We start from the raw sequence: 26,863 nt of genomic DNA on the forward strand, positions 1-26,863 counted from the left end.
ATTGCGTCCTTTGTTTACTTATCAGGCTTAGAGGGTTTATTTGCGTTTTCGGATTTAACAGCCTTATTACTTTTTCGGCTTCTCCGGTTTAACCGGAAATTCGCCGGCTACCTTCGCGCTAATCTCACCCGGCTCCGGAGCGGTTCCGGTGCCAGCTTTCGCGCCATCCATATTTAAATCCAGCATATTGCCGGTGGCGATTTGCCCCTCTTTTTGCGCGTAGATATTGAAGTTATTACACACCATGTTGATATTGCCGGCGCTGTCCAGCTCGATTGCCGCTCCGTTGCATACCAGACGGATGCTGGTAGCAGAGGCGATAACCACCGAGCCCTGACTCCAGAGATCGGTCTTACCGCCAACGACGGTACTGTGATCCTCTTTTACCGCCAGATCGTTATTGATATGTATGTGGGTACGACGATTTTTCTTTACATTGATGGTTTCGTCTGCCCCGACGCTTTTCGTGATATTGGCACCAATAGTTTTCGTGAGATTCTTACCAACCGTATGGGTTTCATCTTGCTTGACGTTGGTATCCATATTGCGCTCGGCCTGTAGCCATAGCTGCTCGCTGCCTGCCTTATCTTCAAAGCGCAGCGCGTTGGCGTTAGCGGGCGTACCATCTTTGGTGCGGCTTAAAAAGCCCATCTGTGTCGCCGCCGCCGGTAACGCCCACGGCGGCATGCTTGCCTCGTTATAGACGCGCCCGGTGATGATGGGGCGATCGGGATCGCCGTTGATGAAATCGATTACCACTTCGTCTCCGACGCGGGGAATCTGCACGCCGCCGAATCCCTGTCCTGCCCAGGCGCTGGATACGCGGATCCAGCACGAGCTGGTTTCATCGCCTCTGGCTTCACGATCCCAGTGGAACTGCACCTTTACCCGTCCATAGCGGTCGGTCCAGATGCTTTCCCCTTGCGGCCCCACTACCCGCGCCGTTTGCGGGCCGTAGGTTCGCGGCCAGCGCGTCGCCTGCGGCGGACGCCAGGTCACGTCAGCGGGAATAACGGTAAATTCAGTCAGGCAATGGCTGCCTTCATCACCGCTGGCATAGCGGTTTTCCTGAAAGTCATATTTCGCTGAAGTGATCAGGTATTCGCCGTTGTCGCCAGTAAAAGGCGCATGGGTCAGCATAAAGGTATGGCCCGGCGCGATACCGCGCGAAGGACTTGTGGCCGCGGTCTGGTGATGTTCTACCTGCCAGCGCTGTTGACGGATTTGCGCATAAAACTCGGCATGGCTGTGTTCAATAAAATGTCCCGGCCAGTCGTAAACATTAATATTGCCAGGCGTGGGCGAGGCAGGATTCTGGCGAGCCTGGAACATCCAGGCGTTGGGTTTGCGAAAATCATAATCGTCGAGACTGTAGAGGCCCGGCGTCACGCTATCTTCCGGCGCCCACTGGCTGATGCCATCTTCATTGGTACTGCCGCCAGTCGCGGTGGGCAGGTAGCGAATAACCTCATAACCGGTAAGCGGCTGGTAAGCGCTGGCATCGTCGGTAAGCACCATCACATGGCGCTCCCGCTCATGGCGGAAGTGATAACCGATGCCCTCCAGCTCCATCAGCCGGCTGATAAAGTTAAAGCTGCTTTCCTGATACTGAACGCAGTATTCCCACTCGCGATATTTACCGCACAGCTTATCCTCTACCTCTACCTGATATTCGCTTAACAGCGTTTTAATAATCTGCGGCACGTTTTGCTGTTGGAAGATGCGCAAGTTACGATCGCGCTGCATGGGCCAGATATCGGATTCCAGCGTCAGAATGTATTCCGCATAGCGCACGCCGGAAAGCTCCGTGGCATTTACCGCCACTCGGGTAATTTTTCCGTTAAGGTAGCGAGGAAGCAGGCTGCGGGTCGGCAGAATAACGGTAAGCGGCTGGCCAAGCAGACCGGCACGATCGATACGGGCATCGGTAGCCAACAGGCTGACGGTAAAAGTGAACGGCTTGCTTAGCGCTTCATTCCCGCTGAGCTTCCAGAAACGCAGCCCCGCGACACAAAGCTGTATGGTAATGCGATCGGTCATATCATTATATCCATGCACGATAGTTGCGGTTTTTTGCCGAAAAGCGGCGGCGGCAGGCAAAAGCGAGAAGTAGTGAAGCCAGGAACCATTCTGTTTTAGCGGCAACATCAGCCGTCAGGGCGGCAACCGGAAATAGTCAATAAAATTCGCCATCCTGTCGGTTAATAAATATCGCCTGTCAGACAAGTACGGGTAAATAATTATCCACACCCGTTAGTGAGTGACAACGGCACCAGCAGGGAAATAATAAATAACTTTTATTTAAGGTATCGATAAACAGAAAACCTGCGCCGAACAAACCCGCCGGAAACAGAAAAACTTTAACCTCAGCCCGGGCTATTTTTCGCCGTTTTTCCTGGCTGGTTATAGCGGCTTCAGCGTTGCCGGTTTATTTTTAATCCTGCTTCATCAGGCGGATAAAATCGCCCATTCCCGGCGAACAGAAACAACAGGCGTGAGCAAACCGATTTTTATTTTTTTATCAGCCGCTGCGGAAAAGTTGGGCGCGCTTCCTTTTTTGATCTACACGTAGTTAAAACAGCATACGATTTATCCTGGATAACCCTGCCCGTCAAAAAAGATAAAAAAACCGATAAACATCATAATTAGCAAAACATTAAACCCAATAAGATAACACTTTTCCTACAATTGGATTGTTTATTTGTGAGCTAATTCATTATTTAATTCTGATAAATAAGTTATGGTTTAATATTATGCTGGGTAAGCGAGTAAATATCATGAACAATAAATATAAACTGCATGAGTTTCTTGATGTTAACCGCCTGCAAACGCTTCAGGATAACTTCAGTAAATCGATGATGATCGCGCTGGTGATTGTCGATCGGGAAGGCGTGCCGGTCACCCGTCCCAGCGGCTTTTCAGATTTCTGCGCGCGCTCCAGAATGAATGAAACGCTGGCCCAGCACTGCTACGACAGCGACCGCGCCGGCGGCGAGGCCGCCATGCGCGCCGGAAAGCCGGTAGTTTACCGTTGCTACTGCGGCTTTGTGGAGTTCGCCGTCCCCATCATGATTAATAATCACTACCTCGGCGCCTTTATTTCCGGACAGGTGAAGGTGGAAGAGGAAAAAGAGCAAAGCATCCCCTTTATTTTGCAGGATAATCTTCTTTATCAGGAGAACCAGTGGCTCACCGAGCTGCACGATCGGACGCGTCCGATGCCCTATGAACGTTTTGAATCAACCGCAGATACTCTGCTCCATGTAGCGTCTTACCTTGTCGAACAGGCGCATGCCAATAATATTCAGCGCGAGCTGCGGCAGAAAGATCTGGAACTGAATAATGAGCTGCACAAGCGCGTTGAGATTGAACGCTCGCTGCATGAGGCGGAATTTAAGGCGCTCTCTTATCAGATCAACCCGCACTTTTTATTTAACGTATTAAACACCATCGGCCGGCTGGCTTTTCTGGAAGAAGCCAGCCGGACAGAAACCATGGTACATGACTTTTCAGATATGATGCGTTATCTGCTGCGTAAAAATAATAACGGCCTGATTACGCTTGGTCAGGAGATAAATTACGTCAATTGTTATATGTCTATTCAAAAAGTCAGGATGCACGATCGCTTCGAATATCAGTGTGATATTCCATCCAAATATAATGATGTTGTCTGTCCTTTTCTGACCTTACAGCCGCTGGTAGAAAACTTTTTTAACTATGTTGTAGAGCCGCGCGAAATGAAAAGCCATATTATTATTCGGGCTACCGATGATGGCAAAGACGTTATTATAGAAATCACCGACAACGGCGACGGTATTTCTCCGCAAGCGATAGAACATATTCTTTCCGGCAAACAGAACCGGCAAAAAGGCGGCATCGGCATTATTAACATTAAAAAGCGCATGCAGTTATTATTTGGCGAAAGTTACGGCTTACAGATTAGCAGCCCCTATAAACCCATGCTTGGCACCACCATAAAATTACGATTCCCGATGGTGTTAGCCTGACGCTGGAAGATGAATATGTATAATATAGTGATTGTTGAAGATGAACATATTGAGCTGGAATCTCTGAAGCGCATTATATCGCAATGTGTAGAGAACGCCGTCATTCATGAAGCCACCACCGGAAGAAAAGCTATTCAGCTGATCGAGCAGCTCAGTCAGATCGATATGATGTTTGTTGATATTAATATTCCACTGCCCAACGGCAACCAGGTTATTGAATATCTGAAGCAGAAAAACCAGGATACGCGGGTTATCGTCACCACGGCGAACGATGATTTTGACATCGTGCGCAATATGTTAAGCCTGAAGGTAGAGGATTATCTGCTGAAACCGGTGAAGCAGAGCATTCTGCGTGAGACCATCGGCAAAGCGCTTCAGGTGGATGAAGCCGCCGCGGCCGCGGCCCGCCAGCTGCGCCAGCGGGTAAACGATCTGCTTAACCGCTGCGATCTCCCCGGCTGGCATGATTTTCTGTTCGCTACGCTCAATGCGGCCTGCGCGGAACGGGAGCTGGGGCGCAATGGAGCCAAAGCGGTGATTGACGTGCTGCAATTAACGCAGCAGCACCTTGCCAGCCTGGGAGATAAATATATCGACTGCCGCGCTAAAATCGCTGCGGTTATTCAGCATATTCGCCAACAGGAGCTCTCCTCCACCAGCTACTGGCAGGTTATGTGCTGGCTGCTAACGCTAAGCGAAGCTATCTTCGATGTGGCTTTCAGAAACGCCAGCGCCGGAATGGACTTTGTGGCGCGCGCGCAGTTTCATATCGAGAAAAATATCATCAGCAGCCTGACGCTTGATGATATTGCCGCCAAAGCTTTTGTCAGCCCCTGCTATTTAAGCCGGGCATTTAAGAAAACTACCGGCACCGGTTTTTCCAGCTATATTACCCATCGCAAAATCAGCATGGCGAAATCGCTCTTGCAATTCAGCGACTTAAAAGTGAATACCATCGCGCTGGAGCTTTCCTGGCATGATGCCAACTATTTTTGCCGGATTTTCAAAAAAGAGACGGGCATTGCCCCCTCCGACTACCGCAGAATCGTCTCGGCGGAGGCGCGCTAATCAATCAGGGATTTTTTGCGCTTCGCATGGCGCGAGCGCAAAAAAGTCCGCCATCCCGGCAAGATAGTTTACCCGCCCGGCGGGGTCTGGTCGCTAAGATGAGACTCTCTCTTGATAATGTGACCGCGCCGTGGACGACTATCTTCTTACCTCAGAATCGGTTGCCGAAGGGCATCCTGACAAAATAGCGGATCGCATTGCTGACGCCATTGTTGATGCCTGCCTGCTGCAGGATCCCTGGGCCAGCGTAAGCTGTGAATGTTTAGTTAAAACAGGCGCGGTAATTCTTGCCGGGCAGCTCTCCTCACGCGCCAATATCGATATCGCACGGGTGGCGCGCGCCACAATAGCCGCCAGCGGCTACAACTGCTCAACCAGAGGCTTTGACGCCGCTACCTGCGCCGTGATTAATCTGCTCAGCAGGGAGCCCGTCGCTCGCATACGCAAAGCGGATGCCCTGGTGGCAGACGCTCAGTGCGTGGTCGCCGGCTATGCCTGTGACGAGACGCCACAGCTTATGCCCACGCCGCTATGGTACGCGCATCGCTTAATGGAGCGTTATGCCGCGCTGCGCAAAACGCAGCGGCGGCTGCTGCCGGACGGCAAATGTCAGCTTACGCTGCGCTATCGGGACGGCGAGGTTACCGGCGTCAATGCGCTGACCATTTCCGTACAGCATTGCTGCGACCTTTCTTTGCCTGCGCTGCGGGAGATGCTGACAGACGAGCTGATCGGGCCAGTGATTCCGGCGCGCTGGCTAACTTCAGCAACGCGCTTGTTAATTAACCCAGCCGGCCCGCAGCTTAACGGCGGGCCTGCCGTTAGCTGCGGCGCAACGGGACGAAAAACCAGCGTGGATACCTATGGCGGAGCGATATGCCATGGCGGAGGCGCGCTCTGTGGTAAAGATCCGGCGCAGGTCGGCCGTGCCGGAGCCTACGCGGCACGCTATATCGCTAAAAATATTGTCGCAGCGGGGCTGGCAAAGCGCTGCGCGGTGCAGCTGGCCTGGGCCGGCGGCCTGAGCCACCCGCTATCGCTGAGTATTAATACCTTCGGCACCGCCCGCCTTGCGCCGCAACGCCTGACGCGGCTGGTAACCCGCCATTTTGATCTGAGCATTTACGGCATCATCGGGCAGCTTGATTTACTGGCGCCGCGCTACCGCCAGACGGCATGCTACGGCCATTTTGGTCGGGAACAGTTTCCATGGGAGCTTACCGATAAAGCGGCACGGCTGCGTGACGATGCGGCGTGTCAGAGCGACGCACAATTCCATGCGCGCCTCAATTAAATTTTCATCACAGGAGAAGGTTATGTCGGGGCAGAGTTTAGGCTTGATTGAAGCCGTTGGCTTAACGGTGGCGATGGAAGCCGCCGATGCCGCAATGAAGTCCGCCAATGTACAACTGATCGGCTACGAGCTGACCAAAGGCGGCGGTTTGGTAACGCTGAAATTCGCAGGAGAAGTCGGCGCGATGAATGCTGCCGTGACGGCAGGGGTAGCCGCAGCCAGCAAGATTGGCAGCGTCTACGCGTGGAAGGTGATTGCCCGTACCGCCTCCGGCCTTGATAAGCTGATCGCATCAAAAGAAACCTGCGGCGTTGCCGGGCCGGAAAACGTCGCGCCGACACCAGAAGCCGCGCCGGCTGCCGTTGCACAATGCACGCCTCAGATTCCGCTGGTGAATCTCGATCCCGCTCCCGCTTTATCCAGCTGTGCAGATATCATAGCCGGCATACCTGCGGATACCCCGGCGGAGAAAGCCGCACAGGCGGCGGAAAAAGATGAGACAAGCCGGGATGAAGCCGCTCCGGCGGCTGGAGTAAAGCCCGCCAGGCTCGCCACGCCCGACGGTGGCAAACCTTTACGCGCAAAGGCGAAGAGCGCGCGTAAATAGCCTCCGTTAACCTCTGTCGTTTTCACAACGCGCCATATAACAAAACAGCCACCTGAGGGTGGCTTTTATTTTGCCGAAAGGGTGAACCTGCCGGAAACGGTTAAAACAGCGGCACCAGCGCAAAAATTCCGGCCATAGCCAGCACATTTATCACGCTGGTCATCAGGGCGATAGTGAAGGCCGGAGGATCGATGTGCGTGTCGCCATGAACCAGAAACAGGCGCGACGCCCACTCGCCGATAAGCGCGCAGGCAAGCCCCACCAGCGCTGCCCAGAGCAAGCTGTGCGAGGCGACCGCCGCCAGCGCCGCCGGCAGCGCAATATGATGCGAAACGGGCACCTGGGTATTAAAATGCAGAAAAATCAACGAAAAAGCGGAGATACCAAACGCCAGCAGCGCCCCGTCGCCGCCGAAGGTAAGACCAAGGTAGCCTGCCATCAGGCCAATCCCCAGGCCCAACAGCGTCAGCTGAGGAGAACGGCTGTGGTAAGGCACCCAGCAGGTTTCCTGTGGCGGGTTAAACCGGCGTACGCCCGCCGCCGGTTTGCCGAACAGGCCCGTTTTGCCAAAGGCCAGCCGCGCAATGATGCCGGAGATAACCACCGTTAACGCCACGGTATCCGTCCATGCGCCTCCTGAAGGCAGCGCCGGTAACTGGTTCAGCAGCCAGGTAATCACGTAGCCCAACGCCCCGAAGATGCCGCCCACCAGCAGCACATCCCACGCGCCCAGCCCGCACAGCCCGGCGGTGATGGCCCGTCCCGAAGAGAGCTTGCCCGTTTTGGCCGCCCATGCCGTGGCGGCGACGCCGGCCGCAAAGCCCCCCGTATGGGGACCAAACATGCCGAAAGGGAAATCGATAAATCCTGAAGGCGCCCCGCTGACAATCTGCGCGACGGTCATCGCAATAACCAGTAACCCAACAAATTCAAATGCGGCAAGCGCGCCGATGGCGGCGCCAAATATGCCGCCGCCAAAGGCGATTAACAGCTCATAACCATTCATAAATATTACCTTGTTAATATAGGGTAGCAATAAGGCATGAAATAAAACGGGATAGCGTGCAGGTGAGAAAGCGCTCCATTTATTATTATTTTATTAAGCGTTAATAGTTCCGAAGCCGTTAGCGTCAGGCCGCAGCCATGCAGGCAGCCCCCCGGCCGCCTGCTGGCTGAGCCGCCGGGGAAGCGCCGTGCCGCTATTATGCTGTCGCTTTACTGCAGACGGATATTATTTTTATTCTGAGCCAGGTTAACCGCCTATATGGCAGCGAAAGCCCATTGATTCCACCACGCCTTTCAGCTGGTTAATATTATTTTCCGCATGCGCATCGCCCATCGGATATATTCTTCCCAGCAGGGAATATTTATTTTCGCCGAAAGTGTGATAAGGCAGCAGATGGATGGTATCAACGCCGGACATTAATCTGGCGAATTCGCCGATGCTGCGAATTTCATCGGGGTTATCGTTCACGCCGGGAATAACCGGAATACGCACAATCACCTTAGTAATAAAGGAAATGCGGATCAGGTTTTCCAGGATGCGGCGATTATTTACGCCGGTATTTTGCTCATGTACGGCGGGGTTAACCGCTTTGATATCGGTCAGCGCCAGGTCTATCCACGGAAAGACCTCCTCCACCACTTCTTTAGTGGTAAAGCCGGTGGTTTCAATAGCGGTATGCCAACCTTTCACCTTACAGGCCTTTAACAGCTCGCGGGCAAAAGCCGGCTGCGCCAGCGGTTCGCCGCCGGAGAGCGTGACGCCGCCGCCTGAGCGACGAAACAGGTTTTCCTCTTTTTGCAGCTCGCGCATCACCTCAGCAACCGTCATCCGCTTGCCTTTCATCTCCAGCGCCTGTGTCGGGCAAACCTGGGTACAGTCGCCGCACTGGTTGCAGCGTTCACGGTCGATGAAATACGCATTTGCCGGCGAGAGCGCATGCTGTTTGCAGACGTCGATACATTTGCCACACTGGATGCAATCGTTCTTTTTATAGATCAGTTCCGGCTGCGGATGCTGTGATTCCGGATTACTGCACCAGCGGCAGGAGAGCGGGCAGCCTTTAAAAAAAGGAATAGTACGGATGCCGGGGCCATCGTGCAGGGAATAGCGCTGTATATTGAATAGTACGCCTTCCGTTTCATAATCGACTCTGTTCATAACATTACTCGTCATAAAATGGCTTTCAGCCTCCAGCCAGGCCTGACGCCAGAAAGCTTGCGAGGGGCCATGCCTGGCGCATGACCCCGGAGGCAGGTAAATCAGAACTGCTGTTCGGTACGGCTGATAATGTCGTCCTGCACCTCTTTCGCCAGCACCACAAACTGGGCGCTGTAGCCGGCGACGCGCACCACCAGATCCTGATACTGCTGCGGATTCTGCTGCGCGGCCAGCAGCGTATCGCGGTCGATCACGTTGAACTGCACGTGCATCCCTTTCTTATCAAAGTAGTTACGCACCATGCCGCCAAAGTTACGCAAACCTTTCTCACCGGCCAGCGAAGACGGCAGGAATTTCTGGTTGTAGAGCGTACCGTTTGAGGCGATAAAGTGATCGAGTTTCGCCACGGAGTTAGCGGCTGCCGTCGGGCCAAGGGTATCTTTACCCTGACGAGGAGAGACGCCGTCCGCCAGCGGCTCTTTCGCCAGACGGCCATCCGGCAGCGCGCTGACATCTTTACCAAACAGCACGTTGGCGGAAACCGGATAGATACCGGCCTGGAAGCGACCGCCGCGCGGGTTAGTGTACTTCTCCACTTCCTGGCAGTAGATCAGCGCGCAGTTACGCGCCACCATATCCACTTCGTCGATATCGTTACCGAAGCACGGCGTGTTCTCCAGAATGCGGCGAATCTCTTCGTAGCGTGAGCCGCTGGCGGCGGGCGCTGCGCTGCCGCTGGAGAGCTGACGATAAACTTCATCTTTAATCGCCGCCGGGTTGAGCGATCCGTGCTGTTCCATAATGCGCTTAACGACCTGGTAGATATCCTGCTCACTCAGGGATGATTTAGCCTGGGCGCCGTTCGGACTGCCGCCGATCGGGTAGCCGAAGTTAGCCTCCAGCGCGCTCTTCAGTTCCTGCAGCGTCAGCTTACGATCTTCAAATACCTGCTTCTGAATGGCATACACCGAGTCGCCGGTATCCGCTACGCCAAACGCCTGCGGGCCGGTAAAGTTATAGATGGCGCCGCCCTCCTGCAGTGATTTGCCGCGCCCGATACAGTCATCCACCAGCGCGGAGAGAAACGGCAGCGGGCAGCGTTCGCCGTGAGCGATATCCACGCTGTTACAGGCTTCCACCAGCTGATGAACGAAATGCGCCATCTGTTTTTTAAAGGCGGCGTAGAAATCATCCATGCTGGCATATTGCGTCATTTCACCGGTTATCGGGCCCAGCTGTTTGTTGCCGACGCGTCCGTTATTCAGGGTGATTTCCAGCACTTTCGCCACGTTGAAGAATGCGGCATCGTGCCAGCCTTCGGTACGGTGCGGCGCCTGCGGCTCTACGCAGCCGATGATGCAGTAGTCGCGGGCATCGCGCAGCGATACGCCACGGTTTTGCAGCGCCGGGATAATAACTTCATCGTTATACATCGCCGGCACGCCAAGCCCCAGACGCACCAGTTCACAGGCGCGATAGAGGAACTCATCCGGCGAGCCCTGCCAGACGCGAATTGAGAATGACGGCTGCGGCAGGCGCACATGCGCTGTCGCTTCCATACACATCCAGGTGAGCGCATTGGTGGCGTCAAGACCATCTTCGGTCTGACCGCCTACGCACAGGTTCTGAAATACCGCATAGCCTGCAAAGGCCTGTGCGGAAATTTCATCGCGCGTTTTGTTGATGTCGTTGAGCTTAATCCAGCAGCAGTCCACCAGCTCCTGCGCAAACTCCGGCGTAATGTTTTTATCCGCCGCCAGGTAGGGGTACATATACTGGTCGAAGCGTCCCGGAGAGATAGAGTGGCCGCTGGATTCAATTTGCAGCATGCTCTGAATAAACCAGAAGGTCTGGCACGCTTCCCAGAAGGTGGTTGCGCCATGTTCCGGTACGCGCGTACAGTTGCGCGCAATTTGCTCCAGCTCGCGCTGGCGGATCGGGTTGCTTTCCTGCTGCGCCAGACGGCTCGCCTCCTGCGCGTAACGATGCGCAAAGTTAATCGCCGCCTGATAGCTCAGGATCACCGCCTGATAGAACTGCTCTTTCTTAATGTAATCCGGCGAGCTGCGATCGAGATTTTCCAGCGCGCGGGTTACCTCAGCGATGACGCCGCGAAAACCGATTTTCAGGATTTTGCCGTAGTCGACGCTTACGTGACCCACGCCGCCGTAGAAATAGTTGCCGACGGTAAAGACGCCGCTGGCGATACTCTCTTTCGTCTCTTCAGACATATAGGAAGCGGCGAGGGAGCTGGTGGTTTTACCCGGCCAGTAGCGGAAGGCTTCGCGCAGTTCGTCAGCGGTTTTTTTCGGGATAATAAACGGGTCGGCGACACGGTGTTCCATAGTGTCGAACTCTTTTTCCACCCATTCATACGAGAATTCAGGACAAATTTCCGTGGAGCGCGGATTAATAGTCACCGCGCCGACAATAAGCTCATCCGGGCGAATAGTAACAGGCAGCTCGTTAAATATTTTCTCAACAACTTTGGCGCGGCGCATAATTGCCGGCAGATGCTCATTCTCTTTATATGCCGCCGTTGCCAGCAGCGCGCGTTCAGACTCAACGTAAGGTTTCGCCTGCAGGATCATATTTTTGAGTCTTACGACACGATCGGTTGGTTGAGTAAAGCCTTTCTCTAACATAGCATAACTCCTGAAATGAGACAGGCATGGCAGGTTGGCGCCACGCCAGAATGGTTTCCGCTGACGACGGCGCGAGATAGTTTTAATACCCGCGTCGCTTAAGCCAATAAATAAGCCAGTAGTTTCTCTTTTCGCCCGGCATAATTAATATGCGCCGTATGATTATGCTGGCGCTAATAATAACCTTATTGCCGGGCCATCGCGGCTTATTAATAGCCCGTCAGTTTCCTCGTATAATTCGCCGATCGCAGCCTTGAACTAAATAACGCGCTGCGACAGTGAGTGATAAAATAACGCCGTTAATAAATAACGTTCAGCCCTGGGGTAAAGCGATATCGACGCGTTAAAAGGCGCTGGCGTCCTCTTCAATAATACGCACGGCCTCATTAACGGCGCCCACCTCGCCAAATACCGCCAGCGTGGTAATGTGCTGCGGGCAGCTGCCGAAAATTTCCGCCACCGCGACATTCGCGCTTTTACTGGCCCGATCGGCGTAGTAGTACAAATCCGGCACCGGCAGCATAAATAGCCCGATAGCGTCGATGCGCACCCGCTCCAGGCGGCTACGCGCCTCCGCAGGCATGCGCCGTTTCAGCATCGCCAGCGTATCCGGCGTTGGCGCGTTGATAATGCGTATTTTCGTCATCGGCTACCCATCCTGCTTTATCAGCGAATATTCAGCGCTTCAACCATGACGCACCGGCGGCTACGGGCGAAATGGCGCGCCGAAGTCAGCCCTTCGCCGGTTGGCCCAGCGATAGTAAAGGTGGTATGGCCTTCGCCGCCTACGCCAAGCCCGGCATAGGAAGGGCCGTTTTTGACGAAAATGGTGGTCTGAATCAGCTGCGCCATTTTGGTAAGTTTGGCGACGTTAGTAGAGTGCATGATGGCGGTATGGCGATTGCCATGCTCTACTTTTACCGCCAGATCGATGGCATCATCCACGTTTGCCACCCGCACCACCGGCAGGATCGGCATCATCAGCTCATGTACCACAAACGGATGATCGCTTTCGGTTTCGAGCAGGATCACTTTGATCTCTTGCGGCACGCTGATACCGATCCGTTGCAGAATGTAGCGGGCATCTTTACCCACGAAGGCGGTATTCGGGCCAGTGCCTTTTTCATTCATCACCAGCGCTTGCAGCTGCTGGATATGCTGCTTATCGCACAGCAGCCAGGCGCCGCTTTTTTTCATACAGTGGATCAGGTAATCCGCCACCTCGTTAACGACGATCACCTCTTTTTCCGCTACGCACGGCAGATTGTTATCGAAGCTACAGCCGTTAATGATGTCCTGAGCCGCTTTTTCGATATTCGCCGTTTCATCGACCACCGCTGGCGGATTGCCCGCGCCGGCGCCGATCGCCTTCTTGCCGGATGACATCACGGTTCTGACAATCGCCGGGCCGCCGGTTGCCACCAGCATATTGACGCGCGGATCTTTAATCAGCGCGTTAGTGTTATCCAGCGACGGCTGCGTTACCGTAACCACCAGGTTGGCGGGCGCGCCCAGACGAGCCAGCTGCTGATTAATCAGCGCCACGGCGTAGAGTGAAACATTACGTGAGCGCGGATGCGGGCTGAATACCACCGCGTTGCCCGCCGCCAGCATCCCAATGCTGTTATTGATAATGGTTTCCGTCGGGTTGGTGGTCGGCGTAATAGAACCAATAACGCCGTAGGCGGAATATTCGGTAATGGTCAGGCCGTTGTCGCCGCTCATCGCGCCGGTGATCAAATCTTCCACGCCCGGCGTTTTTTGCGCCGCCACGCGGTTTTTCAGCAGCTTGTCGGCATAGTTGCCCATGCCGGTTTCTTCCACCGCCATGCTGGCGAGCTGTTGTAAAATCTCTTCCTGCAGGAAAAGCTGACGGATACCGTCAACGAAACGCGCTCGTTGCTGCATAGAGCAGTGGCGATAATGGATCTGCGCCTGCTGCGCCGCCGCGATGGCTTCATCCATCGTAGCGAAGGCGCCGTCGCCGGCTACCGGTGCGGGCGCGCTTACCGGCGCAGGCGCGGGCGCCGCCGTGCGGCTGGCCAGCACGCTGGCGACAATCGCCTCGATGCTGGCGCGATCCGGCTGAGCAGCGGGCGCAGCCAGGTTTTGTACCGGCGCTTCCGGCGTGGTTTTGGTATATTTACTCAGCACGCGAGAGACGGCCTGAGTAATTTCATCATCGTTCATACTAAACCTTCCTTACTTCACAACGCTTATGCGCGTTGCCGCTCGCCATCAAATATAGGGTGTGGTAGTGGAGGTAAGCGGCGTCGGATCTAGCGTTGACAGCAGCTGCTTGCCAACTTCTCTTGCCGCAATGACCGCCTGGCGTACCGCACCGGAATCACCGGAGAAGGTAAAGATGACTTCGTTACTGAAGCTGGTGCCTTTCGCCGGGCTGGCGTAGCCAACCGGATCGATAATGGCGGCTTTCGCTGCGGCATCCGCCACCACCACGCCAATCGCCGCCGGCGAGGCGCAGGTCATGCCGAAAGATTTGCCCAGCGGCGCGCCGAGCGCCTTGTTGAGGGCGTAGCTGGCGCGGGCGGTATACTGGAATTCCAGATGGCCCGCCGGAGAGCCGTAAACATCGCCCATGGTGCGTTCGATTTCAGAGAGCGCGACTTCAACCGCACGGCGGACGTCGGACACGTCGGTCGCGCCAAAAATAATCAGACAGCCATGCCCGCCGCCGCCTTCGGTATCGCGCGCCAGCTCAATAGAGAGAATTTCGCTGTTGGTGGCTTTAATCGCCTCATCCGCCGCGAAAATATGCGGCCCTGCCCCGGTACGGGCGCCAAGGATACCGATTGAGCGATATTTCTTATCGATATTCATGACTTCATGTAACTGATGATCGACATTGGCAATAACCAGCCCAATGGTATGCCCCAGGGCCGTACCGACAAATTCCGTCAGGCCGCAGCCGGTAAAATCAGCGGCCGTTTTGTTATTTGCGCGCGCATCGGTCTGCTTATTCATTACTTCAGATATAATCTGTTCAACAAGATTATCTCGCATGGTCAGTACCCTCTGGCGTTATTAACCGACGGCTTTCGGCAGAATTTTTTCTACTTCAATATGCGGGCGCGGAATAACGTGTACGGAAACCAGTTCGCCAACTTTATTCGCCGCAGCGGAGCCTGCGTCAGTGGCCGCTTTAACCGCGCCGACGTCGCCGCGCACCATAACGGTTACCAGACCGGAACCAATTTTTTCATAGCCAACCAGCATGACGTTAGCGGATTTAACCATGGTATCTGCGGCTTCAATTGCGGAAACCAGACCTTTTGTTTCAACCATACCTAATGCTTCTTGTTGCATAACGACCTCTGTATTTCAGGTAAAAGTAAAAGCGCCTTGTGGAATAACCGCCGTGGGTTAAATCCGGTTACTCATGATTTCATGCACTACGATGTTATTGCGCTCAGGAGAAAATGTTTTGCCCGCCAGAGAGACTTTCTTGTTTTTCGCACGGGTGCCGGACAATAAAATCCTCCCTGGCGTCGGCGAAACATCATGCCTCAGGCTACGTTCAACAAGGCGGCAGCAAGCTGCGCCGCATCCTGCGCAATCATCTTCTCTTCGTTGGTCGCAATGACCGCCACGATGGGTGAACCAGCCTGCGAGATTACGCCCTCGCCCCCGCCAACGGCCTGCGCGTTTTTCTCCGCGTCGAGCCGTACGCCAAAGACCGCCAGCCGCTGCGCCGTCAGTTCACGCACCAGCGCGGAGTTTTCTCCAATGCCGCCGGTAAAAATTAGTGCGTCAAAGCGATGCAGCGAGGCCAGATGCGCGCCGAGGTGACGGGCCAGACGATGAACCATCACGTCAAACGCCAGCGCGGCGCGGCTGTTCCCGGCGCTACGCGCCTCTTGCAGGGTGCGGCAATCGCTGGAAATACCGGACAGGCCCAGCAGGCCCGCTTCGCTGTTGACCATTTTGTAGAGCGATTCCAGCGTCTGGCCGGTGCGGCGCGCGATATAAACCGCCGCGCCAACGTCGAGATCGCCGCAGCGGGTGCCCATAACCAGCCCTTCCAGCGGCGTCATGCCCATTGAGGTATCGACGCTTGCGCCGTTTTTCACCGCGCAAACCGACGAGCCGTTGCCGAGGTGGGCGATAAGAATGCCGTAATCGCTGGGGTCCAGCCCCAGGCGCGCCACCGCCTCCGCCGCGATAAAACGGTGCGAAGTGCCATGAAAGCCGTAACGTCTCACCTGATGCTGCTGTTGATACTCCAGCGGAATGGCATAGGTATAGGCTTCAGGCGGCAGCGTCTGGTGAAAGGCGGTATCGAATACCGCCACCTGCGGCAGGCTCGGCAGCAGCGCCATAGCGGCTTCAATGCCGATCAGATTGGCCGGATTGTGCAGCGGCGCCAGCACGGCCAGCTCGCGAATGCGCGCAATCACCGCATCGTCCAGCAGCACGGACTGTTTAAAATCGCTGCCGCCATGGGCGACGCGGTGACCAATGGCGCCGACCTGCGGCAGCAGTCCCAGACGATCGAGCCTGGCGAACAGCGCCTTCAGCGCGCTGCCGTGGCTGGATTCATTAAGCGGCTGAGTGGTTTTTCCCTCCGCCTCTTTAAAGGTGATGCAGGCCTCCGGCAGGCCGATTTTTTCCGCCAGCCCGGAGAGCAGCGGCGCATCGTCGTTAAGTGGGATCAGAGAAAATTTAAGGGAAGACGATCCGCAGTTAATAACCAAAACCAGTGAAGCTAAAGACATGACGACCTCTGTCTGTACATCATCAAAGCCATCAGACCGATGGCGTAAGGGGGAAATGTTCACGGCTGAAGCGCGCCAGAGCGGCGCTGGCGATGGCGATATCTTCTTCAACGCTGCCGCCGCTGACGCCGATAGCGCCCAACAGCGCGCCCTGCGACCAGCAGGGCAGCCCGCCGCCGAGACAGCAAACGCCCGGCGTATGCTGCAAACCAGCAAGCGGGCCGCCCGGCTGCACCTTATCGGCCAGCTGGTGAGTCGCCATTTTCATCGCCGCCGCCGTCCAGGCTTTTTGCCCGGCCAGCGTATGGCTTACCAGCAGCGCGTTATCCATGCTGAAAAAGTAACGTTGCCGCCCTGCGGCATCCACCAGGCTGAAAACAATCGGCACCCGGCTGCTTTCCGCCGCTTCGCGGGCATAGCTGGCCAGCAGCGCCGCATCGTCCAGGCTAAAGGCGCGCCGCGCCGCCGCCAGATGGCGATCGACCGCCTCGTTGATACGCCGCGCGATATCGCCGGGAAGAGCCTGCTTCATAATTTTTCCTCCTGCTTTGCGGTTAACGAGAAGCAATCGAGCGCGTCGACAATGCCGACCACGGCGGCATCAATAACCGAGTTTTCCTGAGCGGCGCTCATGCGCGCCGAGCTGCCGGTGGTCACAATCACCGTTTCGCCGTTGCCGGCGCCGACAAAATCGACGGCTACCTGCGCGGTTCCGCTGGGCTGATGCCGTTCATTAAGGGGAACGACCATCAGCAGCTTTGCGCCATAGAGCGAGGCGTGTTTGGTGGTTGAAACCAGCGCCCCGGTAACCTTTGCCAGATACATAGTTCCCCCTGTTAGCTGTGAACAATGTTGATGCCGCGCCGCTGGATTTCATCGCGCGCGGCGGGCGTAATCAGCGTGCGGTTACCGACGTTCAGCGCCTGCCCGGCACGCTGCTGGCGCACATCGCTGAGCGTAATAAGCTGCCGGGCGCCGGCGGCCGCCTGGGTATCCTCAGCGTCGACGCTCTGACCGATCAGCGTGACGCCATACGCCACCAGCGTGGCGGCATAGCTGGACAGGCGCGCGCGCAGCGCGGCGGAGAAGGCGCAGGAGGTATCGCTGCGGTATTCCGCATTCGGCGTGACGATAACCTGCTTATTCAGGCCCAGCGCATGAAAGGCCCAACGGCAAACCAGGTTGTCGCGAATGCCCAGCGCGATTTTGCTCAGGCTGTTGCTGGAGAGCGCCGGCAGATAGAGGCCGTGAAAGGCGGTATCGCTCGCTGTCGGCTCGCTGTCATCCTGCCACGCCGCAACCCCCCGCTGTGCCAGCCCGTTCAGGCAGGCCGCACGCAACGATGAGTGGGATGCGCTGCAGGAAAACGCCAGCGACAGGCCATAGCCGCTGCGATCCAGCGCGCTAAGCGCATCCAGCGTGGCGGGCAGCGTGACGAGATCCTCGCCGCTGATGACCACCTTCATTATCCGGTTATGGGTGCGCCGCTGCTTTTTCTGCGCCAGAAGCTCTGCAATAATCTGGTCCAGCAGGCGCGAGAGTGCATGTTGATCCATGGTGTCGCTCCTTAACGCTGAAGGCGGCGACGGCGCTTCAGCTGCCGCCGGCGTGGCGGGCATTCAGCCATTGCACGTTTCCGTCATTACGCGGCTGACGCAGTCGCCGTTGCGCAAGCCGAAGGCGTTCGCCTCTTCCACGTCGATATGCATCTCCAGCACCGCATCGGCGCTAACGCGCACCACCACGCGGCTCAGCACGCCGCCGCGCTGCCCCTGCGTGCGCACGTCGATTTCCATTCCGTCACGCAGGCCAAAGCGCTGCGCATCGGCGGGAGAGATATGGATATGTCGCCAGGCGACGATAACGCCGTCAGTTTTCACCACTCGCCCGCACGGGCCGATAATTTCGATCCCCGGCGATCCCTGTAAATCGCCCGACATCCGCACCGGCGCTTTTACACCGAGCGCAAAGCCATCGGAAACCGAGATTTCAACCTGGGTACTGCTGCGCAATGGACCAAGCACCCGCACTTTGTTTAATTCGCCCTTCGGCCCGCGCAGGGTTACCGTTTGTTCGGCGGCATACTGGCCCGGCTGTTTTACCGCCTTCATCGGGGTCAGCTCGGCGCCGTAGCCAAACAGGGCATCCATATCCGCGCGGCTGAGATGAACATGACGATTGGAGATGCCGATCGGGATCGCCAGCGTTTGCGGCGCGGCGGGCTGTTTAGCCATCGCCCATGAGCCGCTTGCTGCCAGCTCCTGCAAAATTTGTTGCGTAATCCATTCGGCTTGCTGCTGGTTGTAATTCATAACGTCAACGACCTGAAAAGTAATGAGAAAGCGCGCCAGCCTGACAGGTTGCTAGCGAAGCTGGCGCAGCGCGCCGCCAGCACCAATTTATCCGGCGATACGCGTCAGTAATCCGTCAACCTCTGCGGCAACGGGCTGGCAGGGATTGGATGCGGTGCACCCGTCCGCCAGCGCGGCGGCAATCAGCTGCGGGCGTAACGCGGCGAAACCGGAGAGATCTGTGCCCAGTTCCGCCAGCGTGGCGGGAATACCAAAGTGGCGATTGATATCGCGGATGCTGGCGATCAGCTGCTGTAAGGTTTGCTGCGGCGAGTGTTCCCGCATCCCCATAATGGCGGCGCATTTAAGATAGCGTTCCCGCGCGCCGGCCGAGCGCTCTGCGTTGAATTCGATAATCAACGGCAGCAGCATGGCGTTGATTTTGCCGTGCGGGATATGCAGCATGCCGCCGATGGCGTGCGCCATACCGTGCACCAGCCCCAGCCCCGCCGCGTTGAACGCCATGCCCGCCATGCAGGAGGCGTTATGCATATGGGTGCGTGCCTGAATATCCTGCTCGTCGCGGAATACCTGCGGCAGATATTGCCAGGTCAGCGCAATCGCTTTTTCCGCCAGCGCATCGCTGAAATCACTGGCGCCGGTTGAGACCAGCGCTTCAATCGCGTGCGTCAGCACGTCCATACCGGTATCCACCGCCACCTGACGCGGCACCGATAACACCAGCTGCGGATCGAGGATGGCGCAGTCGGGCACCAGCTCATCCGCGATGAGCGGATATTTCCGTCCGTTTTGCGGATCGGAAATAATGGCGTAGGAGGTGACTTCAGAACCGGAACCGCTGGTGGTAGGGATGGCGATCAGCTCAATCGCCGTATCGGTAAAATATTCTTCCAGCGTGACTTTGATGCCTTTAGCGGCATCCAGCGATGAGCCGCCGCCGAGAGCGATAATCACCTCAGGCCGAAAAGATTTAAACTGCGCGGCGCCGGCATGCAGAATGTTGATGTCGGGATCGGGCTTCACCTCGCTGAAGATAGAGACGGACGCTAACGGCATCTGGTTGATTAAATAGCGTGTTTTACCTGAGGACGCCATAAAGCTGTCGGTAACTATCCCGACTTTTTTATGGTTCAGCCGACGCAGCGCCCCGATCGCTTCCTCGCCAAAAAAGATTTTAGGAATGGAAAAAAAATAGCTCGCCATCGCTTAACAACCTTATCCCCTGAAGCTGACTGCCGGAGAGAAGCCCCGGCCAGAAAAGAGATCTCATGTTGTCACGGGCGCAGGCGGAAGAAGCTAGTCATGTTTGTGCTGTGGCAGGATTATGTTGCTGTGGTGGTTTGCCGCTGACAAAAAAATGCAGCCTCAAGGAAAGATGGCACAGGAAGGATAAATTTGCGGATTTCGCACGGAAAACAAAAAGCAAAAGGCCGATTCATTGCTGAATCGGCCTTTCTGAATAGTTGGCGGTGCGGACGGGACTCGAACCCGCGACCCCCTGCGTGACAGGCAGGTATTCTAACCGACTGAACTACCGCACCGCGCTGTGTTCCCCGTCGGGAACGAGGCGCATATTAAGGGGAGTTGCCGCGGGCGTCAACGCTTTTTCTTATCCGCGCGATCGTTTGCCTGCTTTTTCATCTATCCGCTTTTTTTAGCAGCGAAATGATGGTTTTACGCTCGCCACAGGCAGCTGCCGCCCTTCTTCATCACCAGATCCAGGCGCTGCTCATGCGCCATAATCTCCTCATCGCTGGCGGCCACCACGCGCAGCCCTGAGGTGCGCGCTACGCGCTGGATGGTTTCGCCGCTGGCATCCTGCTGCTGTTCCCCTTCCATGGAGAACGCCAGCGAGGTTTGCCCGCCGGTCATGGTCAGGAAGACTTCAGCGAGGATCTCGGCATCGAGCAATGCGCCGTGCAGGGTACGTTTGCTGTTATCAATCTCGTAGCGCGAGCAGAGCGCATCAAGGCTGTTACGCTTGCCGGGAAACAGCTTACGCGCCATCTGCAGGCTGTCGGTAATCCGGCAGAAGGTTTCCGTTTTACCGATGCCGCGCTTTAGCTTACCGAACTCATAGTCCATAAAGCCGATATCGAACGCCGCGTTATGGATCACCAGCTCGGCGCCGCGAATGTATTCCAGAAACTCGTCGGCGATATCGCTGAAAGTGGGTTTATCCGCCAAAAACTCATCGGCGATACCGTGTACGCCGAAGGCTTCCGGGTCGACCAGCCGATCGGGCTTCAGGTACATATGGAAATTATTGCCGGTCAAACGGCGATTGACGATCTCCACCGCACCGATTTCAATAATGCGGTGGCCTTCATAATGCACTCCCACCATGTTCATACCGGTGGTTTCTGTATCGAGAACGATCTGGCGTGTAATTGCTGTGCTCATAAGGCTCGTTTATGTCAGACTTGGCGTTTTATCAGGAGGAAGTCTACCAGAGATGCGCAAACAGGTAGAAATTTTCACCGATGGCTCCTGCCTCGGTAACCCCGGCCCTGGCGGCTATGGCGCTATTTTACGCTATCGCCAGCATGAGAAAACCTTTAGCGCCGGTTTTTATCGCACCACCAATAATCGCATGGAGATGATGGCGGCGATCGTCGCGCTGGAAGCGCTGACGCAGCCCTGTGAGGTGACGCTTAGCACCGACAGCCAGTATCTGCGCCAGGGTATTACCAGCTGGATCCATAACTGGAAAAAGCGCGGCTGGAAGACCGCCGATAAAAAACCGGTAAAAAATGTCGACTTATGGCAGCGGCTGGATGCGGCGCTGAGCCACCATCAAATTAACTGGGAGTGGGTCAAGGGCCATGCCGGCCACGCGGAAAACGAGCGCTGCGACGAGCTGGCGCGATCCGCCGCCGGCAATCCCGCCTTTGAGGATATCGGTTATCAGCCGGAATCCTGATCCTCCAGCTTGCGTAGCTGCCTGGTGGCGTTGACCGTAGCGCGTAGCTTTACCTGCCCGGCGCGCTTTTTCGCGGGCGTCATGGTCAGCGGCAGGGTACGCTTGCGCGCTACCATGATGTTAATACAGCCCAGCGCCGGAACATGCGTGCTGATCACCTTTCCACCCTGGCGATTCCAGGGCACCACCTGAAAGCGGCTGCGGTAAACCACTTCATAATTCAGCAGGCTCAGCCAGTCCAGCAGACGCATCTGGCTGAACATTCTGCCGTTCCAGGGCGCACGCCGATGCAGGCCGGGAATCAGTTTCCCCATGCCCAGCAGGCTCAGCGGATTAAAACCGGTAAGAATCATCCAGCCGTCATCAATCAGAACGCGATCCACCTCCCGCAAAATACGGTGCGGATCGTGGCTCCAGCTTAGCGTATGCGCCAGCAAACAGGCATCCACCGATTTCGCCTCAAAAGGCAGATGCAGCGGATCGGCGATAACCTGCACCTCCTGCCCCGTTTCGCCTACGCTAACCTGATGGGATATCGCGCAGTTTTGCGTATCGATTTCCGCGCTCAGATTGCCGATTTTTAGCAGATGAAAGCCATACAGCTTGCCAAGGCAAGGCTGTAAATGGTGGGATAAGGCGTCGCGAAACGATTCTCCCCACGGCATATCGCGCCATGAAAGCGGCACGGCCAGAGATTTACGTGTTTTAGCAGGCTTCATTTTTTACCATTAGCGTTCCTTCACGACTTGCGAGAGGTGTGTATGAATCTTAACAGTATCCCGGCATTGGGGGATAACTACATCTGGACATTAGACGATAATGCAGGTCAATGTCTGATCGTTGATCCAGGCGAAGCCGCGCCGGTTATCGCGGCGATGGAACAGCATCAGTGGACGCCGGCGGCGATTTTGCTGACGCATCATCATCACGATCACGTTGGCGGTGTAAAAAAACTGTTAAATAAATGGCCTAATCTTGTGGTGTATGGCCCCCAGGAGACACAAGATAAGGGTGCCACCCACATTATCAGCGATGGCGATATCGTACCTGTTTTGGGCTGCGAATTTAGCGTAATTTTTACCCCCGGTCATACGCTGGGACATGTCTTATATTACAGTTATCCTTATCTTTTCTGCGGCGACACTCTGTTTTCGGGTGGCTGCGGACGTCTCTTTGAAGGCACTGCTGAGCAGATGTACCAATCATTTCAGAAACTTGCTGAGTTACCCGATGATACGCTGATTTGCTGCGCCCATGAATATACGCTTTCAAACTTAAAATTTGCTAACGCTATCCTGCCGCAAGACTTAGAAATTCAGCGCTATTATCAGAAAATTAAAGAGTTACGCGCCAAAAATCACAGTAGTCTGCCGTCAAAACTGGGCTGCGAACGGCGAATAAATTTATTTCTTCGCACGCAAGATGCTGATTTAAAAAGGGCGCTTGGTTTGAATATGCCGCCACAGCACGCATGGGACGTATTTGCCCTGCTACGCCAGAAGAAAGACGATTTTTGATTTTTCTGGTTGTGTTGTTGTTCGTCAGCACGTATGATTGCTCGTCTTTTAAGCAACCATTGACACACACATGAAGACTAGAGCGATTATTCTTCTCGCCTCGGTCTTGCTGATAACGGGTTGCCAGGCGTCACGCGATGAAGCCGACGCACCCGAACAGCATGCACAGAGCCTGTCTTCAGCTGGTCAAAATGAGAATGCAAAATTTACAGATCGTATGTTATCCCCGCGTTGGCAGGATGATGGAACGGCCCTGACTCAGGACCAGGATTTGTGGAATTACATTCGCGACGGGCTGAAGATGGAGGTTCCGGAGAACGCCCGGATCCGAGAGCAGAAACAAAAGTACCTGAAACACAAGAGCTATCTCCACGATGTAACTTTACGGGCAGAGCCGTATATGTACTGGATAGTCGAGCAGATTAAGCAACGTAAGATGCCGATGGAACTGGTACTGCTACCCATAGTGGAGAGCGCTTTTAACCCCCGTGCCACATCTTCAGCCAATGCCGCAGGCATCTGGCAGATTGTGCCAAGCACAGGGCGTAATTACGGTTTAAAACAGAACCAGTGGTATGACGGACGACGCGATATTGTCGCTTCTACCCGCGCGGTTTTGGATATGATGGAACGTCTGAATGCGATGTTCGACGGGGACTGGTTACTGACCATCGCGGCTTATAACAGCGGCGAAGGGCGAGTGCTGAAAGCGATTAAACAGAATAAAGCGCGCGGCAAACCGACCGATTTCTGGCATCTTTCATTACCGCGTGAAACCACGCTGTATGTACCGAAAATGCTGGCATTGCAGGATATCCTGAAGAATAACAAACGTTACGGCGTACGTTTACCCACGCCGGACGAAAGCCGCGCGCTGGCGCGTGTTGAGGTTGGACAGCAGATCAAGCTGGCGCAGGCGGCGGAAATGGCCGGCTTGCCCATCGCCAAGCTGAAAAACTATAACACCGGCTATAAGCGTGGTTCGACCGCGCCTAACGGCCCGCACTATATTATGGTGCCGAAGGCGAATGTCGCTCAGCTGCGTAATTCGCTCGCTTCTGGCGATATTGCAGCGGTGCAGCCGACGCGCCTCGCCGCCAACAGCGCGGGCAGCTATAAGGTACGTAGCGGCGATACGCTGTCAGGCATCGCCAGCCGGGTGGGCGTTTCAGTGAAAGAGCTGCAGCGCGCCAATAATCTGCGCGGCAACACCATTAAGCCGGGACAGACGCTAACATTTGGCAGCGCGGCGACGGGTAGTGAACTGGCCGATAACGGCAACAGCATCACCTATAAAGTTCGTAAAGGTGATTCTCTTGCCAGTATTGCACGTCGACATGGTGTAGATATCCAGGACGTCAAGCGCTGGAACAGCGTGCTGAATGACAGCAGTTCGATTCAGCCGGGCGATAAGCTCACGCTGTTTGTGAATAACAGCGCGACGCCAGACAGTTAAGCGTGTTATGAAGAAAGCCGATCGAAAGATCGGCTTTTTTTATGCCTGCGCTGCAGGAGCGGCGGCAAACTCGACCAGCAAAGGGTTATGGTCTGAAGCGCGCGTTACCAGCACGGTGGCTTCGCCAACCTGCAGGCCACGATAAAAAACAAAATCCAGCGGACGCCCGAACGCTTTACGGCGATGATCGTCAGTGAAGCGCACTTCACGTAATCCCATCTCACGCGCAAAGCGGTACAGGGCATTCATGCGCTGGCGGCTCCAGGCGTTGAAATCCCCGGCCATAATTACCGGTCCGGTATGATGAACCAGCTGCTCCCCTATCGGGCCCAGCTGTTTGCTGTAAACATCAATGCCCAGACTAAAATTGACCGCGTGGATGTTTACCACCATTAACATCCTGCCATCAGGTAACGGATAGGCGGTAATCAAAGCGGATTTAGCGAGACGCAGCAGCGGCTCGCGCTCGCGTAACGGGCAACAGTAGACCGGATGCGCGGCAGCCAGCGTCATCACCCCTGAAGGGTGCTGAGGCAGCACAAAAGCCGGAACCTGATCGGCGGCAAGATAGTTGGAGGTAGCAAAACGAATCAGCTCCGGAGTCGTTTGCGCCTCCTGCAGCAGTACCAGCTGCGCTTCCTTGCCGAAGGTTTGCAAAACCGACATCCAGTCAGCGCGCTGTTGCTTGAAGATATTCCATACCAGCACGCGCAGCGAGGCGCCCGGCGTAATCGGCGCGCCGGGCGGACGCGCCTGGCCGACATGCAGCATACCGTTGGGTGGAAAGATCCTTTCCACCGGCTGGCCAGCTACATATCTCATGGCATAGGTTTTTTTGCGCACAATACCGCCCGTTTTCGAAGTGACTACAACAGATACTGCCTTCAGTTATAGGGGCTGCAGCGGCGACTTTCAATCAATGCGGCGCAATTTACCCTCCGGACAGGCAAGCAAATGTTACGATAGTAACAAATTTGGTTTCTGGCCGTAGCCGCTACCCTATCGCCAGGCTACAGAAAGATACATGCAGGGGAGAAAAAGTGAAAGCATCCTCAGATGAACTGAAGATATTTGTTACGGTGGTAGAGAGCGGCAGCTTCAGCCGTGCGGCCAGACAGCTTGAGCTGGCAACCTCCGCCGTCAGCCGCGCCGTGAAAAAGCTTGAGGCCAAGCTGGGCGTTGAGCTGCTGACGCGAACGACGCGCCAGCTTAGCCTGACGCAGGAAGGCGAAAGCTACTTTCGCAAGGTTCAGAAACTGTTACAGGAAATGGCGGCGGCAGAAAGCGAGCTCATGGAAAGTCGCCAGGTGCCACGTGGTTTATTGCGGGTTGATGCCGCTACGCCGGTAGTGCTTCATTTGCTGACGCCGATGATGGCCTCTTTCCGGCAGCGCTATCCGGAAATGACACTGTCTCTGATATCTTCCGAAACCTTTATCAACCTTATCGAGCGCAAAGTAGATGTGGCCATCCGCGCCGGTAACCTGACTGACTCCAGCCTGCGGGCACGCCCTCTGTTTACCAGCTACCGTAAAATGGTCGCTTCGCCCTGCTGGCTGGCGCGTCAGGGCATGCCTGCCAGCGTTGAAGATCTGGCGCGCCATGACTGCCTCGGTTTCGTCGAAACGCCGGCGCTTAACCGCTGGCCGATAGCCCAGCCCGACGGCGAACTCTACACTATCCAGCCCGCGTTATCGGCAAACAGCGGAGAAACGCTAAAGCAGCTTGCTCTGGCGGGGAACGGCATTGCCTGCCTGTCAGATTATATGATCGATAAAGAACTCAACGAGGGATCGCTGGTAGAGGTACTGGCTGACAGACGCCTGCCGGTAGCGATGCCATTTAGCGCCGTTTACTACAGCGATCGCGCCGTCAGCAACCGCGTCCGGGCCTTTATCGATTTTCTTAGCGAATGGATTAGCAAACGTCACTTACGCTGAGTCTGGTTTTAGCCTGCTTCAGACAAGAGTGATAAAAAACCGCTTAACGACACCAGAGGCTTTGACTGCGCTTATGCAGAAGAACCCTGGCGGGCAGGTGAAGTGCTACTGAGTTACAAAACTGCCAAAGCAAAAAGCCCTGACATTACTGTCAGGGCTATTGCTAATAAAGTGGCGGAACGGACGGGACTCGA

The 26,863-nt window shown here is 55.6% G+C and carries 25 protein-coding genes and 1 tRNA gene; 8 read left to right on the forward strand and 18 right to left on the reverse strand.

What is annotated here, in order from left to right; translation table 11 throughout:
* Positions 1-66: 66 nt before the first annotated feature.
* On the reverse strand, positions 67-2,040 hold the full coding sequence (locus tag FKM52_RS14615) for a type VI secretion system Vgr family protein (protein WP_141176908.1): 1,974 nt from the start codon (positions 2,038-2,040) through the stop codon (positions 67-69).
* 737 nt (positions 2,041-2,777) lie between these two features.
* Here FKM52_RS14615 and FKM52_RS14620 point away from each other — a divergent pair.
* The 4 genes from FKM52_RS14620 (at position 2,778) to FKM52_RS22120 (ending at position 6,976) form a co-directional block, all read left to right on the forward strand.
* Positions 2,778-4,007, forward strand: coding sequence for a sensor histidine kinase (locus FKM52_RS14620; protein WP_141176909.1), 1,230 nt, complete (start codon positions 2,778-2,780; stop codon positions 4,005-4,007).
* Between the two features lie 15 nt (positions 4,008-4,022).
* Positions 4,023-5,075 (forward strand): response regulator transcription factor, encoded by a 1,053-nt coding sequence (locus tag FKM52_RS14625; RefSeq protein ID WP_141176910.1) that lies wholly within the window; start codon positions 4,023-4,025, stop codon positions 5,073-5,075.
* 130 nt (positions 5,076-5,205) lie between these two features.
* The gene (metK, locus tag FKM52_RS14630; RefSeq protein ID WP_141176911.1) at positions 5,206-6,369 is read left to right on the forward strand and encodes a methionine adenosyltransferase; all 1,164 of its coding nucleotides are present in this window, start codon (positions 5,206-5,208) and stop codon (positions 6,367-6,369) included.
* Between the two features lie 22 nt (positions 6,370-6,391).
* Positions 6,392-6,976, forward strand: coding sequence for a BMC domain-containing protein (locus tag FKM52_RS22120; protein WP_141176912.1), 585 nt, complete (start codon positions 6,392-6,394; stop codon positions 6,974-6,976).
* 100 nt (positions 6,977-7,076) lie between these two features.
* On the opposite strand, the gene FKM52_RS14640 is transcribed toward FKM52_RS22120, so the two are convergent.
* The 15 genes from FKM52_RS14640 to dnaQ all read right to left on the reverse strand — a co-directional run bounded on the left by FKM52_RS14640 (position 7,077) and on the right by dnaQ (position 21,236).
* A complete protein-coding gene (locus tag FKM52_RS14640; protein WP_141176913.1) occupies positions 7,077-7,982 on the reverse strand; it encodes a DUF7973 family transport facilitator in 906 nt (301 codons plus the stop codon).
* A gap of 246 nt (positions 7,983-8,228) precedes the next feature.
* Entirely contained in the window at positions 8,229-9,140 is a 912-nt protein-coding gene (locus FKM52_RS14645; protein WP_141176914.1) for a glycyl-radical enzyme activating protein, read from the reverse strand.
* Positions 9,141-9,241: 101 nt separating this feature from the next.
* Entirely contained in the window at positions 9,242-11,785 is a 2,544-nt protein-coding gene (gene grpM, locus FKM52_RS14650) for a glycyl radical diol dehydratase GrpM (RefSeq protein WP_141176915.1), read from the reverse strand.
* 343 nt (positions 11,786-12,128) lie between these two features.
* Entirely contained in the window at positions 12,129-12,431 is a 303-nt protein-coding gene (locus tag FKM52_RS14655) for a BMC domain-containing protein (protein ID WP_220446298.1), read from the reverse strand.
* Positions 12,432-12,451: 20 nt separating this feature from the next.
* Positions 12,452-13,975 carry an aldehyde dehydrogenase family protein gene (locus tag FKM52_RS14660; RefSeq protein WP_141176916.1) on the reverse strand — a complete coding sequence of 508 codons (1,524 nt, stop codon included), beginning with the start codon at positions 13,973-13,975 and terminating at the stop codon, positions 12,452-12,454.
* 48 nt (positions 13,976-14,023) lie between these two features.
* A complete protein-coding gene (gene pduB, locus FKM52_RS14665) occupies positions 14,024-14,809 on the reverse strand; it encodes a propanediol utilization microcompartment protein PduB (RefSeq protein WP_141176917.1) in 786 nt (261 codons plus the stop codon).
* Positions 14,810-14,830: 21 nt separating this feature from the next.
* Positions 14,831-15,112, reverse strand: a complete 282-nt coding sequence (grpH, locus tag FKM52_RS14670; RefSeq protein ID WP_141176918.1) for a propanediol utilization system shell hexameric protein GrpH — start codon at positions 15,110-15,112, stop codon at positions 14,831-14,833.
* A gap of 200 nt (positions 15,113-15,312) precedes the next feature.
* Complete coding sequence (gene tdcD, locus FKM52_RS14675; protein WP_141176919.1) at positions 15,313-16,521, reverse strand: propionate kinase; 1,209 nt, start codon at positions 16,519-16,521, stop codon at positions 15,313-15,315.
* A gap of 31 nt (positions 16,522-16,552) precedes the next feature.
* Complete coding sequence (locus FKM52_RS14680) at positions 16,553-17,053, reverse strand: GlcG/HbpS family heme-binding protein (RefSeq protein WP_141176920.1); 501 nt, start codon at positions 17,051-17,053, stop codon at positions 16,553-16,555.
* Complete coding sequence (locus tag FKM52_RS14685) at positions 17,050-17,346, reverse strand: EutN/CcmL family microcompartment protein (RefSeq protein ID WP_141176921.1); 297 nt, start codon at positions 17,344-17,346, stop codon at positions 17,050-17,052. The genes FKM52_RS14680 and FKM52_RS14685 overlap by 4 nt, the downstream gene beginning before the upstream one ends.
* A gap of 11 nt (positions 17,347-17,357) precedes the next feature.
* A complete protein-coding gene (locus tag FKM52_RS14690; protein WP_141176922.1) occupies positions 17,358-18,077 on the reverse strand; it encodes a flavoprotein in 720 nt (239 codons plus the stop codon).
* A gap of 63 nt (positions 18,078-18,140) precedes the next feature.
* The gene (gene pduL / locus FKM52_RS14695) at positions 18,141-18,833 is read right to left on the reverse strand and encodes a phosphate propanoyltransferase (protein ID WP_141176923.1); all 693 of its coding nucleotides are present in this window, start codon (positions 18,831-18,833) and stop codon (positions 18,141-18,143) included.
* Positions 18,834-18,920: 87 nt separating this feature from the next.
* The gene (locus FKM52_RS14700) at positions 18,921-20,036 is read right to left on the reverse strand and encodes a 1-propanol dehydrogenase PduQ (RefSeq protein WP_141176924.1); all 1,116 of its coding nucleotides are present in this window, start codon (positions 20,034-20,036) and stop codon (positions 18,921-18,923) included.
* A gap of 261 nt (positions 20,037-20,297) precedes the next feature.
* Positions 20,298-20,374 (reverse strand) — tRNA-Asp (locus FKM52_RS14705).
* A gap of 133 nt (positions 20,375-20,507) precedes the next feature.
* Positions 20,508-21,236: a DNA polymerase III subunit epsilon gene (dnaQ, locus tag FKM52_RS14710; protein ID WP_141176925.1), complete on the reverse strand. Its 729-nt coding sequence runs from the start codon at positions 21,234-21,236 to the stop codon at positions 20,508-20,510.
* Here dnaQ and rnhA point away from each other — a divergent pair.
* Positions 21,190-21,756 (forward strand): ribonuclease HI, encoded by a 567-nt coding sequence (gene rnhA / locus FKM52_RS14715; protein WP_167519776.1) that lies wholly within the window; start codon positions 21,190-21,192, stop codon positions 21,754-21,756. The genes dnaQ and rnhA overlap by 47 nt on opposite strands.
* Here rnhA and FKM52_RS14720 read toward each other — a convergent pair.
* A complete protein-coding gene (locus FKM52_RS14720) occupies positions 21,741-22,475 on the reverse strand; it encodes a class I SAM-dependent methyltransferase (RefSeq protein ID WP_141176927.1) in 735 nt (244 codons plus the stop codon). The genes rnhA and FKM52_RS14720 overlap by 16 nt on opposite strands.
* 42 nt (positions 22,476-22,517) lie before the next feature.
* Between FKM52_RS14720 and gloB the strand changes: the two genes are divergently transcribed.
* Together gloB and mltD are read left to right on the forward strand one after the other, a co-directional pair.
* Entirely contained in the window at positions 22,518-23,273 is a 756-nt protein-coding gene (gene gloB, locus FKM52_RS14725) for a hydroxyacylglutathione hydrolase (RefSeq protein WP_141176928.1), read from the forward strand.
* Positions 23,274-23,343: 70 nt separating this feature from the next.
* Entirely contained in the window at positions 23,344-24,729 is a 1,386-nt protein-coding gene (mltD, locus tag FKM52_RS14730) for a murein transglycosylase D (RefSeq protein WP_141176929.1), read from the forward strand.
* Between the two features lie 39 nt (positions 24,730-24,768).
* On the opposite strand, the gene FKM52_RS14735 is transcribed toward mltD, so the two are convergent.
* Positions 24,769-25,572, reverse strand: coding sequence for an endonuclease/exonuclease/phosphatase family protein (locus FKM52_RS14735; protein ID WP_141176930.1), 804 nt, complete (start codon positions 25,570-25,572; stop codon positions 24,769-24,771).
* A 197-nt stretch (positions 25,573-25,769) separates the two neighbouring features.
* On the opposite strand from FKM52_RS14735, the gene yafC reads away from it, so the two are divergent.
* Positions 25,770-26,669 carry a DNA-binding transcriptional regulator YafC gene (yafC, locus tag FKM52_RS14740; RefSeq protein WP_141176931.1) on the forward strand — a complete coding sequence of 300 codons (900 nt, stop codon included), beginning with the start codon at positions 25,770-25,772 and terminating at the stop codon, positions 26,667-26,669.
* Positions 26,670-26,863: the final 194 nt, after the last annotated feature.

The sequence above is a fragment of the Mixta tenebrionis genome (assembly GCF_006517625.1).
Classification (GTDB): Bacteria; Pseudomonadota; Gammaproteobacteria; order Enterobacterales; family Enterobacteriaceae; genus Mixta; species Mixta tenebrionis.

Coding starts and splice junctions, on each gene's coding strand:
- FKM52_RS14655 (WP_220446298.1), bottom strand. CDS start 12,431: ATGACGAAAATACGCATTATCAACGCGCCAACGCCGGATACGCTGGCG.
- pduB (WP_141176917.1), bottom strand. CDS start 14,809: ATGCGAGATAATCTTGTTGAACAGATTATATCTGAAGTAATGAATAAG.
- FKM52_RS14615 (WP_141176908.1), bottom strand. CDS start 2,040: ATGACCGATCGCATTACCATACAGCTTTGTGTCGCGGGGCTGCGTTTC.
- dnaQ (WP_141176925.1), bottom strand. CDS start 21,236: ATGAGCACAGCAATTACACGCCAGATCGTTCTCGATACAGAAACCACC.
- FKM52_RS22120 (WP_141176912.1), top strand. CDS start 6,392: ATGTCGGGGCAGAGTTTAGGCTTGATTGAAGCCGTTGGCTTAACGGTG.
- mltD (WP_141176929.1), top strand. CDS start 23,344: ATGAAGACTAGAGCGATTATTCTTCTCGCCTCGGTCTTGCTGATAACG.
- grpH (WP_141176918.1), bottom strand. CDS start 15,112: ATGCAACAAGAAGCATTAGGTATGGTTGAAACAAAAGGTCTGGTTTCC.
- FKM52_RS14625 (WP_141176910.1), top strand. CDS start 4,023: ATGTATAATATAGTGATTGTTGAAGATGAACATATTGAGCTGGAATCT.
- FKM52_RS14640 (WP_141176913.1), bottom strand. CDS start 7,982: ATGAATGGTTATGAGCTGTTAATCGCCTTTGGCGGCGGCATATTTGGC.
- FKM52_RS14720 (WP_141176927.1), bottom strand. CDS start 22,475: ATGAAGCCTGCTAAAACACGTAAATCTCTGGCCGTGCCGCTTTCATGG.
- FKM52_RS14660 (WP_141176916.1), bottom strand. CDS start 13,975: ATGAACGATGATGAAATTACTCAGGCCGTCTCTCGCGTGCTGAGTAAA.
- pduL (WP_141176923.1), bottom strand. CDS start 18,833: ATGAATTACAACCAGCAGCAAGCCGAATGGATTACGCAACAAATTTTG.
- FKM52_RS14685 (WP_141176921.1), bottom strand. CDS start 17,346: ATGTATCTGGCAAAGGTTACCGGGGCGCTGGTTTCAACCACCAAACAC.
- FKM52_RS14690 (WP_141176922.1), bottom strand. CDS start 18,077: ATGGATCAACATGCACTCTCGCGCCTGCTGGACCAGATTATTGCAGAG.
- grpM (WP_141176915.1), bottom strand. CDS start 11,785: ATGTTAGAGAAAGGCTTTACTCAACCAACCGATCGTGTCGTAAGACTC.
- FKM52_RS14680 (WP_141176920.1), bottom strand. CDS start 17,053: ATGAAGCAGGCTCTTCCCGGCGATATCGCGCGGCGTATCAACGAGGCG.
- FKM52_RS14620 (WP_141176909.1), top strand. CDS start 2,778: ATGAACAATAAATATAAACTGCATGAGTTTCTTGATGTTAACCGCCTG.
- FKM52_RS14700 (WP_141176924.1), bottom strand. CDS start 20,036: ATGGCGAGCTATTTTTTTTCCATTCCTAAAATCTTTTTTGGCGAGGAA.
- FKM52_RS14645 (WP_141176914.1), bottom strand. CDS start 9,140: ATGAACAGAGTCGATTATGAAACGGAAGGCGTACTATTCAATATACAG.
- gloB (WP_141176928.1), top strand. CDS start 22,518: ATGAATCTTAACAGTATCCCGGCATTGGGGGATAACTACATCTGGACA.
- tdcD (WP_141176919.1), bottom strand. CDS start 16,521: ATGTCTTTAGCTTCACTGGTTTTGGTTATTAACTGCGGATCGTCTTCC.